The following is an 11,784-nucleotide window of genomic DNA, read 5'->3' on the forward strand; positions in this document are numbered from 1 at the left end:
TAGGAAACTGCTGTGACCAATTCTTCACAACCGGCCCCGGCCCGCCTGCGCGGCATGGGTCGGGTCGAATTCATCGCGATGATGGCGATGCTGATGGCCATCAATTCGCTTGCCATCGACATCATGCTCCCCGGCCTGCAGGAAATCGGCGCCTCGCTCGGCGTCGTCAATGAAAACCATCGGCAATATGTCGTTTCGGCCTATCTCTTCGGCCTCGGCGCCGCGCAGATCATCTATGGATCGATCTCCGACCGTTTCGGTCGCAGGAACCCGATGCTCTTCGGCCTCGGCCTCTATTTCGTCTGCGCGGTCGGCGCCGTCATCGCGCCATCATTCGGAGCGCTGCTGGTCCTTCGCTTCATCCAGGGTGCAGGAGCGGCCGCAACCCGGGTGATTTCCATTTCGATCGTGCGCGACGTATACGGTGGCCGCGCCATGGCGGAAGTCATGTCGCTGATCATGATGGTCTTCATGGTCGTGCCGGTCATCGCGCCGGCCACGGGCCAGGTCATCATGCTGTTCGGCAACTGGCACCTGATCTTCGTGTTCATGGCAGTCGCCTCGCTCTGTATCGGCTTCTGGATGTATTCGCGCCTTCCGGAAACGCTTGATCCGGCCGATGTGCGTCCCTTCACCATTTCCTCGATTTTGCACGCCTTCCAGATGGTTCTGACCAATCGTCTCGCCCTCTGCTACACGATTGCCAGTACATTCATTTTCGGCGCCATGTTCGGCTTCATCAATTCGGCCCAACAGATTTATGTCGGGATCTACGACGTGGGCGTCTGGTTTCCGCTGGTCTTCGCCTGCGTGGCGGTGTTCATGTCTGCCGCATCCTTCCTGAACGCCCGGTTTGTCGGGCGCTTCGGCATGCGGCGCCTTTCGCACGGCTCGCTGCTTGGCTTTATCGGCATCACATTCGTCTGGATGCTCGTGCAGATCTTCGGGCCTCAACCCATGCCGCTCGTGATCTTCATCGTGTTTTTCGGGCTTGCCATGTTCCAGTTCGGCTGGATCGGCTCGAACTTCAATTCGCTCGCCATGGAGCCGCTCGGCCATGTCGCCGGAACGGCGTCCGCCGTGCTCGGCTTCATGAGCACAGTCGGGGGCGCGCTGATCGGCGTCGCGATCGGCCAGGCCTTCAACGGTACGGCACTGCCCCTGGTCGCAGGCTTCTTCACCGTCTCGATCATCGGACTGATCTTCGTGCTGATCGCCGAAAAGGGAAAACTCTTCCAGCCGCATAATCCGAAGATCTGAGATACAGTCCCCAACGAAAAAGGCCGGAGCGATCCGGCCTTTTTCTTGTCGGTGGTGTTGTTTCAGTGGCCGATGATCTCGTGGCGCAGCATCTGCCAGCTTTCCTTGTCGGTGGCGAGCAGCAGGCCCCCGTCGACATGGTGCGGCATATAGGGCGAACCGTCGAAGCGCGCCACGTAACCGCCCGCCTCCGTGCCGATCAGCGTGCCGGCCAGATGGTCCCAGGGCATCAGCTTGTTGTAGAGCACGAACTGCACGTGCCCACCGGCAAAGGTGCGGTATTCATGGGCCGAGCAGCGATAGTTGGCGAAGAACCGGACCTTGGCGAGATTGCCAAGGATCCGCTCCCGCTCGCCGCCGAAGAAATATCCGGGCGACGCCATGCCGATCATGGCTTCTATCGGCCGGGCGTCGGCGACCGAAAGCCGGATCGCCTCGCCGTCAGGCCGCCTCATGAACGCGCCGGCGCCCCTTTCCGCCATGACCCAGTCGTCGCCCATCGGATCGTAGATGATGCCGGCGACCGTCTCGCCCTTCCAGACGACCGAGGCCATGACGCCGAAGGCCGGGATGCCGGAAGCGAAATTGAACGTGCCGTCGACCGGATCGACGACCACCGCGAATTCCGCATCGGCGAGCTTGGCGAGCAGCGACGGATCGGCCGCCACCGATTCCTCGCCGACGAAGAGCGCACCGGGCGCAAAGGCCTCCAGCTCCCGGCGGATCATCCGCTCGGCGGCCTCGTCGGCCTCGGTTACCAGGTCGGACGGCTCGCTCTTTGAACGGACATCGCCGCTGCCGAGCCGCCGGAAACGCGGCAGGATTTCGGCCTTGGCGGCAAGGCGCAGAAGATCGGCAAGCTTCGTGATGTCGAGCGGAAGGGTCATGACAACGGTCTCTTGGGGGATTGGTACGTGAAGGCGGGGTTCGAGAGGAATTCAGAGGCTTTGAACGGCTTGCAGGCCGGAGAAATCGAAGAGTTTCGGATCAAGCAGGTGCGACGGGTTCACGTGGCCGAGTGCGCGCAACATCGTATCCTTGCGGCCCGGCATGCGCGCCTCGATGTCGGCAAGCATCGCCTTCATCGCATTGCGCTGCAGGCCATCCTGCGAGCCGCAGAGATCACACGGGATGATCGGGAACTGCATGGCGGCGGCGAATTTCGCCAGATCGTCCTCGGCGCAATAGGCGAGCGGCCTCAGCACCATCACATTGCCTTCGTCGTTCAACAGCTTGGCCGGCATGCCGGCAAGCCTGCCACCGTGGAAGAAATTCATGAAGAAGGTCTCGAGGATATCTTCGCGGTGGTGGCCGAGCACCAAGGCGTCACAGCCCTCTTCGCGGGCGATGCGGTAAAGGTTGCCGCGCCGCAGCCTTGAACAGAGCGAGCAATAGGTGGCGCCTTCCGGCACCTTTTCCTTCACGATCGAATAGGTATCGCGATATTCGATGCGGTGCTTCACGCCGATCGAGGCGAGGTATTCCGGCAATATATGCTTCGGGAAGTTCGGCTGGCCCTGGTCGAGATTGCAGGCAATCAGCTCGACTGGCAGCAGGCCGCGCCATTGCAGGTCGAGCAGCACGGCGAGCAGCGAATAGGAATCCTTGCCGCCGGACAGGCCGACCAGCCAGCGCTTCTGGCCATTCAGCATGCCGAAATCATCGAAGGCCTGGCGGACCTGCCGGAGCAGGCGCTTGCGCAGCTTGTTGAACGAGACGGAACTCGGCGCGTCCCGAAAGAGCGCAGGCACGAGGCCGTTTTCGACCTCGTCCAGTTCGTCGTCGATCTTGGCCATCACGCCCATTGGTCTTCCTTTGAAACCGAAAAGCGGGCAATGCCCGCTTCCGGTGTTTGACGTCAGGCGTCGAGAGCGGCCGCCACCGCGTCGAGCGCCTCGCTCGCCTTGGCGCCATCGGGTCCACCGGCCTGGGCCATGTCGGGACGGCCACCGCCGCCCTTGCCGCCGAGAGCCACGGATGCGATGCGGACCAGGTCCACGGCGCTGAAGCGATCGACCAGGTCAGGCGTGACCGCAACCACGGCGCTTGCCTTGCCGTCTTCCGAAACGCCGATCAGCGTGACGACGCCGGAGCCGAGGCTCGCCTTGCCTTCATCCGCCAGGCCCTTCAGGTCCTTGGCGTCGATGCCGTTCAGCGCCTTGCCCATGAACTTGATGCCGCCGATCTCCTTGAAATCACCGGCCGAACCGCCCTGCCCGCCGCCCATGGCAAGCCTGCGCCTGGCGTCCGCCAGTTCCTTCTCGAGCTTGCGGCGTTCGTCGATCAGCGCTTCGACGCGCGAAACCAATTCCGCCGGCTGCACCTTCAAGGCACCTGCGAGCGTCTTCACGCGCTCGTCCTGTTCGGCGAGATAGGTCCGCGCCGCCTCGCCCGTCACCGCCTCGACGCGGCGAACACCGGCGCCGACGGCGCTTTCGCCGAGAATGCGGACAAGGCCGATATCGCCGGTCGCGTTGACATGCGTGCCGCCGCAGAGTTCGACCGAATAGGGCTTGCCGGCCTTGGGGCCTTCGATCGCCTTGCCCATCGCAACGACGCGAACTTCATCACCGTATTTTTCGCCGAACAGCGCCATGGCGCCCTCCGCGATCGCGTCGTCGACGCTCATCAGCCGGGTCGTGACCGGCGCATTCTGCAGGATGATGGCATTTGCCATGTCCTCGACCTTCTGCAACTCCTCTGCCGACATCGGCTTCGGATGCGAGACGTCGAAGCGTAGCCGCTCGGGCGCAACCAGCGAACCCTTCTGGGCCACATGGGTGCCGAGCACTTCACGCAGCGCCTCATGCAGAAGGTGAGTAGCCGAATGGTTGGAACGCAGGCGGGAACGGCGGGCATGATCGACCGTCAGCGCCACCGCGTCGCCGACCTTCAACGTGCCCTCAGCGACGGTCGCGACGTGGACGAACAGGCCCTCGCCCTTTTTCTGGGTATCAGAGACATCGAGCTTGCCATTGTCGGTCGAGATCACCCCGGTATCGCCCATTTGGCCGCCGGATTCGCCGTAGAACGGCGTCTGGTTGACGACGACCTGCACCTGCTCGCCGGCCGAAGCGCTGTCGACGGCCTTGCCGTCGCGGACGATCGCCTGCACCACGCCTTCGGCCATTTCCATGTCGTAGCCGAGGAATTCGGTCGCGCCGTGCTTTTCCTTGAGCTCGAACCAGATCGTCTCGGTGGCCTTGTCACCGGAGCCGGTCCAATGGGAGCGGGCTTCGGCCTTCTGGCGCTCCATGGCGTCCGTAAAGCCGGAAATATCGACGCCAATCTCGCGGGCGCGCAAGGCATCCTGCGTCAGATCGAGCGGGAAGCCATAGGTATCATAGAGCTTGAAGGCCGTCTCGCCATCCAGCATGTCGCCCTTGTGAAGGGTGTTCGTCGCATCCGAGAGCAGTGAAAGACCGCGCTCCAGCGTCTTGCGGAAGCGGTTTTCCTCGAGCTTCAGCGTTTCCGAAATCAGCGATTCCGCACGCACCAGTTCCGGATAGGCGCGTCCCATCTGCTGGATCAGGGCCGGCAGCAGTTTCCAGAGCAGCGGATCGCGGGCGCCGAGCAGCTGCGCATGGCGCATGGCGCGGCGCATGATGCGGCGAAGCACATAACCACGGCCCTCGTTCGACGGCAGCACGCCGTCGGCGATCAGGAATGCGGAAGACCGCAGGTGGTCGGCGATGACGCGGTGGCTGCCGCGATGCTCGCCTTCCGCCTTGACGCCGGTCGCCTCTTCCGAGGCCGAGATCAGCGCGCGGAACAGGTCGATGTCGTAATTGTCGTGCTGGCCCTGCAGCACGGCCGCAACACGCTCCAGGCCCATGCCGGTATCGATCGACGGGCGCGGCAGGTCGATGCGCTCTTCCTTCGTCACCTGCTCATACTGCATGAAGACGAGGTTCCAGATCTCGATGAACCGGTCGCCGTCCTCTTCCGGCGAACCGGGAGGGCCGCCCCAGATATGGTCGCCATGGTCATAGAAGATTTCCGAGCACGGGCCGCAGGGACCGGTATCGCCCATCGCCCAGAAATTGTCGCTGGTCGGAATGCGGATGATCCTGTCGTCCGAAAGGCCGGCGATCTTCTTCCAGAGGCCGAAAGCCTCATCGTCGGTGTGATAAACCGTCACCAGGAGACGCTTGGCGTCGAGGCCGAACTCCTTGGTGATCAGGTTCCAGGCAAGCTCGATGGCACGCTCCTTGAAATAATCGCCGAAGGAGAAATTGCCGAGCATTTCGAAGAAGGTATGGTGGCGGGCGGTATAGCCCACATTGTCGAGGTCGTTGTGCTTGCCGCCGGCGCGAACGCATTTCTGTGCCGTTGCCGCCGTCGAATAGGGGCGCTTCTCGAGGCCGGTGAACACGTTCTTGAATTGCACCATGCCGGCATTGGTGAACATCAGCGTCGGATCGTTGCGCGGCACCAGCGGACTGGAGGAGACGACCTCGTGTCCGTTCTTTCGGAAATAGTCGAGGAAGGTCGACCGGATTTCATTCACGCCGCTCATGCTACGCCCTTTTTACCGCCGGATGCGGTCCTATTATTCGAAAACCAAAGGCTTGTATCGCCCACACCCACAACTGTCCAGCCGCCGACCGCCTAACCGAACGAGAAACCGGCCGCGCATCTTTGCATGCGCAGCCGGTTCAAAATCAGCGGTGGGAGAAATTCCGGAAGCGGCTGGACCGCTTACATATCCGCGGCAACGTCACCGTCGTCAGCGTCCGGACCGCCGTTCTGCAGGAATCGGTCAGCGATGAGGCCGGCATTCTGGCGCAGCGACGTCTCGATCTCCCGGGCAAGCTCCGGGTTGTCGCGCAGGAAGGTCTTGGCGTTCTCGCGGCCCTGGCCGAGACGCTGGCTGTTATAGGAGAACCAGGCACCGGATTTCTCGACGATGCCGGCCTTGACGCCGAGATCGACGAGTTCGCCGGTCTTGGAAACGCCTTCGCCATACATGATGTCGAATTCGACCTGTTTGAAGGGAGGCGCCATCTTGTTCTTGACGACCTTCACGCGGGTCTGGTTGCCGACCACTTCCTCGCGTTCCTTGACCTGGCCGATGCGGCGGATGTCGAGGCGAACCGAGGCGTAGAATTTCAAGGCGTTGCCGCCGGTGGTGGTTTCCGGCGAGCCGAACATCACGCCGATCTTCATGCGGATCTGGTTGATGAAGATCACCATCGTATTCGACTTGGAGATCGAAGCCGTCAGCTTGCGCAGCGCCTGGCTCATCAGACGCGCCTGCAAGCCCGGCAGGCTGTCGCCCATCTCGCCTTCGATTTCCGCACGCGGCGTCAGGGCTGCAACCGAGTCGATGACGAGGACATCGACGGCACCGGAACGGACCAGCGTATCGGTGATTTCGAGCGCCTGCTCGCCGGTATCCGGCTGCGAGATCAGAAGGTTCTGGAGATCGACGCCGAGCTTGCGGGCATAGACCGGATCGAGCGCGTGTTCCGCATCGACGAACGCGCAGATGCCGCCCTTCTTCTGGGCTTCGGCAATCGTCTGCAGCGCAAGCGTCGTCTTACCCGAGCTTTCCGGACCGTAGATCTCGATGATGCGGCCCTTCGGCAGGCCGCCGATTCCAAGCGCGATATCGAGGCTGAGAGAGCCGGTCGAAACCGTCTCGATCTCGACAATATTCTCGTTCGAACCGAGCTTCATGATCGATCCCTTACCGAAGGATCGTTCGATCTGTGAAAGTGCCGCTTCCAGCGCCTTGCTCTTGTCCACGCCTTTATCCTCTACGAGCCGCAAACTATTCTGTGCCATCTGGTCCCACCTTTAGGTTATTGCCGCCGCGCAAGCAATGAAGCTGCCGATAAAGGTGATGTACCTATTTTGTTCTCATTTGGCAAGGACCGATCAAACGATTGAGTCAAAATAGCTATTTCGATTTCGTTCTCAAAATGTTCACCCGTGCCTGGGCATTTAAAATTCGCTTGTGAAATCAACGCCTCGCCGCGATCCCCAGGCGAATCGGGGCGTCTGAATATTTATGAGAGACCGTCCGATTCTCACTCCGAATCGAGCATTTCCCGGACTGCGACAGCAAGCTGCTTCAGCGAGAACGGCTTGGGCAGGAAGCCGAACTTGGCGTCGGCCGGCAGATTGCGGGCAAACGCATCCTCGGCATAACCGGAGACGAAGATGAACTTCATGTCCGGATAGGTTTTGCGCAGCTCGGTCAAAAGCGTCGGGCCGTCCATTTCCGGCATGACGACGTCCGAGACGACGATATCCACCTGCCCCTCAAGCTCTTCCATGATCTCGAGCGCCTCGGTGCCCGAGCCCGCCTCATGCACGGTATAGCCACGGGTTTCCAGCATGCGTTTGCCGCCGCGACGAACTGCCTCCTCGTCCTCGACGAGCAGGACGACCGCCGACTTTCCCGTGAGGTCGAGGTCGTCGGAAACCGGCGTCGAGGCGACGGGCGCGAGAGCGGTCGGCTGCGCCTGCGGACCGGCTGCGGGAGCGTCGGGGACGACGACAGGCGCTTCGGGAATGTGGCGTGGAAGGAAGATGCGGAAACTCGTGCCGCGGCCGACCTCCGATTCGGGATAGATATAGCCGCCCGACTGTTTGACGATGCCATAGACCATGGAGAGACCGAGGCCTGTGCCCTTGCCCACTTCCTTGGTGGTGAAGAACGGTTCGAAGATCTTGTCGATGATTTCAGGCGGAATGCCCGTGCCGGTGTCGGAAACCTCGATCATCACGAAATCCTCGGCCGGCAGATCCGTCTGATGGAAACCGCCCGCATCCTCGGCGGATACGTTGCGGGTCTTGATCAGGATCGTGCCGCCCTGGGGCATGGCGTCGCGCGCGTTGACACAAAGGTTGATCAGAACCTGCTCGAACTGCGAAAGATCGGTGCGCACCGGCCAGATATCGCGGCCGTAATCCACTTCGAGCTTCACATTGGTGCCGGAGATCAACCGGTCGACCAGCATGCGCAGGTCGCCGACGACATCGGTCAAGTTCAGCACCGCCGGCCGCATGGTCTGCTTGCGCGAGAAGGCGAGCAACTGGCGCACCAGCACGGCGGCACGGTTGGCATTGCGCTTGATCTCCATCAGGTCGGCAAAGCTCGCGTCGGAGGGACGCGCCTGCAGCAGGAGATGATCGGAGGACAGAAGGATCGCAGTCAGGACGTTGTTGAAGTCGTGGGCGATGCCGCCCGCCAGCGTGCCGACCGCATTGAGCTTCTGGGTCTGGGCCATCTGGGTTTCGAGCGCCTTCTGCTCGGTCGTCTCGACGGCATAGACGATCGCGGCCTCTTCCGGCGCCTCGTCGCTTTCGTCGATCACGGCGTTCACATAGAAGCGCACATAGCGGTTCTCGTCACCCGGGTGGCGCGAATCGATCGGGGCGATATCGCCCTGTCCGTCCTTGGCAGCGGCAATCGCCTGCATCAGATGCTGGCGGGCATTGTCGTGCACGATGCGGTCGAGTTCGATACCGGCGTCCACGTCGTCGCGGGACACGACGTCGGCAAACAGTTTGAGGAACGGCGCATTGATGCGCAGGATCCGGCCTTCGCCATCGACGGAGGCAATCGCCATCGGCGTGTTGTTGAAGAAGCGCGTGAAGCGCATCGCGGAGGCGGACTGGTCGCCCTCGCCGCCCTTCGGCCGCGCCAGCACGATGGTGCGGCTTTCGCCCGGCGCGCCGTCGCGGGTGGCACTGACATTATGCACCAGGCGCACGGGCAGGCTCTGGCCGTTGGTGCGGCGCAGATCGAGGTCGAGGGTCTCGGTGCGCTTCAGACCGGGTGCTGCCTGCACCGACTGGATCAGCGCCATGCCCTCACCGGCCACGAGATCGGCGATCGTCACCGAGCGCGGCACGAACTTAGTCAGGTCGATGCCGAGCCATTCGGCAAGCGTGGCGTTCAGGTAGAAGATCTCGCCCTTCTTGCCCGCAGAGAAGAACCCGACGGGCGCATGGTCGAGATAGTCGATGGCGTTCTGCAGTTCGCGGAAGAACCGTTCCTGGTCGTCGCGTTCCGAGGTGATGTCGGTGATCTGCCAGATGTCGAGCTGGCCCTTGCGGCTGTCGGCGGGCGTCAGCAGCCGTGCCTTGAGACGGTACCAGTGGGCGCCGGAACCGTTGCCGGTCGTGCGTCCGATCGGCTGGAGAAGCCGGAACTCCTCATGGCCTTCCCGGCCTTCGCGCAGAGCCGTCGTCAGCCGGTAAAGCGCCTCGGTCGATTCGCGGGTCTTGGACAGAAGCGCCTCGAGCGACTGCACGTTGCTCGCCTTGGTCGCGCCGGTCATCCGGCCATAGGCGGCGTTGGCATAGAGAATACGACCCTTGGCGTCGGTGATCAGAATGCCGTCGGGATGGTTGGCCAGGAAACCGCGAGCCAGCTCGTCGGAACGCGACTGCGGCATTACCTCGACGAGGCCGATGATCGAGGACACCAGGAAGAAGATGCCGACCATCGCGAGAATGCCGAGCAGGCCGAGTACCACCTCGTTGTCGAGCGCATGCTGGAACATTACGAATCCGGCGGCTACGCCACAGAGAACGAGCGCCAGAAGGACGATCCGGATGATGGTGCCGCCACGCGTCCCTTTTTCCACCAGGGGCGCCTCGTAGTTGCCGCTCTGCTGCAACTTCGTCATCAATTCCTCGCATTTCGACCGGCGCTGCGGCCATGAACATCAGGGATCAGGAATCCCGCGATTCCTTATTAGCAAGTTGCCGGTTAAGCAAAAAGCTCTGCTGGGCCACAAAACCCGGGACAGTTTGGCGGAGTGACCTATCTTTGCTTTTCTACGCTGTCTTTCAGCGCGGGACAGTGACAGTTAGCAGCTTGCTTCGGTAGGAAAAAAGTCGTTTTTTACCGCGGCTTTCACATGAGGAGTGGCAAGATATGTTGAATGACCTGATAGGCGCCTATGGAGGGAACCTCCTGATCGCAGTCGTCGGCGTCGGCATCGGGCTTCTCGTGCTCATCGGCGTGCTCTGGCTCATCCGCAGCCGGACCGGCCCTTCGCCCTTCGTGCGCGGCGGAAAAAACCGCCAGCCGCGGCTGCAGGTGCTGGATGCGGCGGCAGTCGATGCGCGCCGTCGCTTGGTTCTCATCCGCCGCGACGGGGTCGAACACCTGATCATGATCGGCGGACCGACCGATATCGTCATCGAAAGCGGAATTTCCACGGCGGCGCCTGCCATGCCGGCGACCCTGGCGACGGGGGCCAACCGGTTCCAGCCAATGGACATGACGGTTCCCGTCCAGGCGGCACCCGCCATGGAAGCCCGACCGGCTGCCGTTGCCGAGCCACGCCCCGCCCCGATCCCACGTCCCGCAATTCCGGAACCGCGCGTCGAGCCGCCCCGGGAAAGCGCGTTGCCGCAGCGAGAGACGCCGCGCGCCGCGCCGCCGGCTCCCACGACGGGCCCCATACCGATGAGCGGGACACTTGCCCCGCGCCCCGCGCCGCCTGCCCCGGCTCACAATGCCGCATCTCCCGAGCCGGCCGCCGCCCCGAGGATCGAACCGCCGGCCCGCCAAGCCCCGGAGGTAAAACCCGAACAGTTGCGGCCGATCGCAGCATTGGCAGCCGCTGCGGCACCGCCGCCTCCTGCCCCAACCCCTGCCCAGGTTCCGGCCTTCGACGACGCGGCCGATGTGCTCGACGCCGCCCGTGGACGGGTCTTCCAGGAAGCACCCGAGCCGCGCGTCGTGCCGGTCAGCGCCGCGATCGTGCCACCTGCCCTGCAATCGGCCGCCGACAAGCCGAAACAGCTCGGCAGCGACTTCGAACGGATTCTCGAAGAGGAAATGGCAAACAACCTCGCCGCCCGGGAGCCTGCCGTCATCCCGGCGCCGAACCGCCAGATGCAGCCGAGGAACCCCGGTGTGCCGCCGGTCACTGGCGCAACGCCGGAGCCAAGCCTGCAGTCGGAAGTCGCCCGCATCTTCGGCGAGATGTCCGTCACCCGCGACAAGTGAGCCGGCCCGAGGTTTGAATTTTCGGCCAAGAAAAAAGGCACGGAAAACCGTGCCCTGAATTTTTTCTGACTGATCGGGCGAATTATTCGTCCCGATAGACCTTTTCGCGGCGCTCGTGGCGTTCCTGCGCCTCGATCGACAGCGTGGCGATCGGACGGGCGTCGAGACGCTTGAGGCCGATCGGTTCGCCCGTTTCCTCGCAGTAACCGTAGGTGCCGTCTTCGATGCGCTGCAAGGCGGCATCGATCTTGGAAATCAGCTTGCGCTGGCGGTCACGGGCTCGAAGCTCGATAGCCCTGTCGGTTTCGGAGGAAGCCCGGTCGGCGAGATCCGGGTGGTTGGCGCTCTCTTCTGCCAGGTGACCCAGCGTTTCGCGCGCTTCTCTCAGGATATCGTTTTTCCAGGCGATAAGCTTTGCCCGGAAATACGCCTTCTGATTTGCATTCATGAACTCGTCGTTTTCCGAGAGCACATAATTGCTAAGATCGATCTTCTCACTCAACGCGATTCTCCTGAAGAACATCTCATGCGGCGCTCTATAT

At 62.5% G+C, this 11,784-nt stretch carries 8 protein-coding genes; 2 read left to right on the plus strand and 6 right to left on the minus strand.

What is annotated here, in order from left to right:
* The first annotated feature begins 12 nt into the window (after window positions 1–12).
* The gene (locus J2857_RS08775; protein ID WP_432420145.1) at window positions 13–1,260 is read left to right on the plus strand and encodes a multidrug effflux MFS transporter; all 1,248 of its coding nucleotides are present in this window, start codon (window positions 13–15) and stop codon (window positions 1,258–1,260) included.
* A gap of 62 nt (window positions 1,261–1,322) precedes the next feature.
* On the opposite strand, the gene J2857_RS08780 is transcribed toward J2857_RS08775, so the two are convergent.
* From J2857_RS08780 to cckA, 5 genes are all read right to left on the minus strand, one after another.
* On the minus strand, window positions 1,323–2,147 hold the full coding sequence (locus tag J2857_RS08780) for an inositol monophosphatase family protein (RefSeq protein ID WP_210009718.1): 825 nt from the start codon (window positions 2,145–2,147) through the stop codon (window positions 1,323–1,325).
* Window positions 2,148–2,198: 51 nt separating this feature from the next.
* Window positions 2,199–3,065, minus strand: coding sequence for a tRNA 2-thiocytidine(32) synthetase TtcA (gene ttcA / locus J2857_RS08785; RefSeq protein ID WP_210009719.1), 867 nt, complete (start codon window positions 3,063–3,065; stop codon window positions 2,199–2,201).
* Between the two features lie 53 nt (window positions 3,066–3,118).
* On the minus strand, window positions 3,119–5,779 hold the full coding sequence (gene alaS / locus J2857_RS08790; protein ID WP_210009720.1) for an alanine--tRNA ligase: 2,661 nt from the start codon (window positions 5,777–5,779) through the stop codon (window positions 3,119–3,121).
* 182 nt (window positions 5,780–5,961) lie between these two features.
* Window positions 5,962–7,050: a recombinase RecA gene (gene recA, locus J2857_RS08795; protein ID WP_210009721.1), complete on the minus strand. Its 1,089-nt coding sequence runs from the start codon at window positions 7,048–7,050 to the stop codon at window positions 5,962–5,964.
* A 245-nt stretch (window positions 7,051–7,295) separates the two neighbouring features.
* Window positions 7,296–9,908, minus strand: coding sequence for a cell cycle histidine kinase CckA (cckA, locus tag J2857_RS08800; protein WP_210009722.1), 2,613 nt, complete (start codon window positions 9,906–9,908; stop codon window positions 7,296–7,298).
* Between the two features lie 251 nt (window positions 9,909–10,159).
* Here cckA and J2857_RS08805 point away from each other — a divergent pair, with 251 nt between their 5' ends.
* Entirely contained in the window at window positions 10,160–11,242 is a 1,083-nt protein-coding gene (locus J2857_RS08805; protein WP_210009723.1) for a flagellar biosynthetic protein FliO, read from the plus strand.
* A gap of 82 nt (window positions 11,243–11,324) precedes the next feature.
* On the opposite strand, the gene dksA is transcribed toward J2857_RS08805, so the two are convergent.
* Entirely contained in the window at window positions 11,325–11,744 is a 420-nt protein-coding gene (gene dksA / locus J2857_RS08810) for an RNA polymerase-binding protein DksA (RefSeq protein ID WP_007771163.1), read from the minus strand.
* Window positions 11,745–11,784: the final 40 nt, after the last annotated feature.

It is taken from the genome of Neorhizobium galegae (assembly GCF_017877055.1).
Taxonomy (GTDB): domain Bacteria; phylum Pseudomonadota; class Alphaproteobacteria; order Rhizobiales; family Rhizobiaceae; genus Neorhizobium; species Neorhizobium galegae_D.

Excerpts from the sequence above, each read along its gene's own strand:
- J2857_RS08780 (WP_210009718.1), bottom strand. The coding sequence starts at position 2,147 with ATGACCCTTCCGCTCGACATCACGAAGCTTGCCGATCTTCTGCGCCTT.
- ttcA (WP_210009719.1), bottom strand. The coding sequence starts at position 3,065 with ATGGGCGTGATGGCCAAGATCGACGACGAACTGGACGAGGTCGAAAAC.
- alaS (WP_210009720.1), bottom strand. The coding sequence starts at position 5,779 with ATGAGCGGCGTGAATGAAATCCGGTCGACCTTCCTCGACTATTTCCGA.
- recA (WP_210009721.1), bottom strand. The coding sequence starts at position 7,050 with ATGGCACAGAATAGTTTGCGGCTCGTAGAGGATAAAGGCGTGGACAAG.
- cckA (WP_210009722.1), bottom strand. The coding sequence starts at position 9,908 with ATGACGAAGTTGCAGCAGAGCGGCAACTACGAGGCGCCCCTGGTGGAA.
- J2857_RS08805 (WP_210009723.1), top strand. The coding sequence starts at position 10,160 with ATGTTGAATGACCTGATAGGCGCCTATGGAGGGAACCTCCTGATCGCA.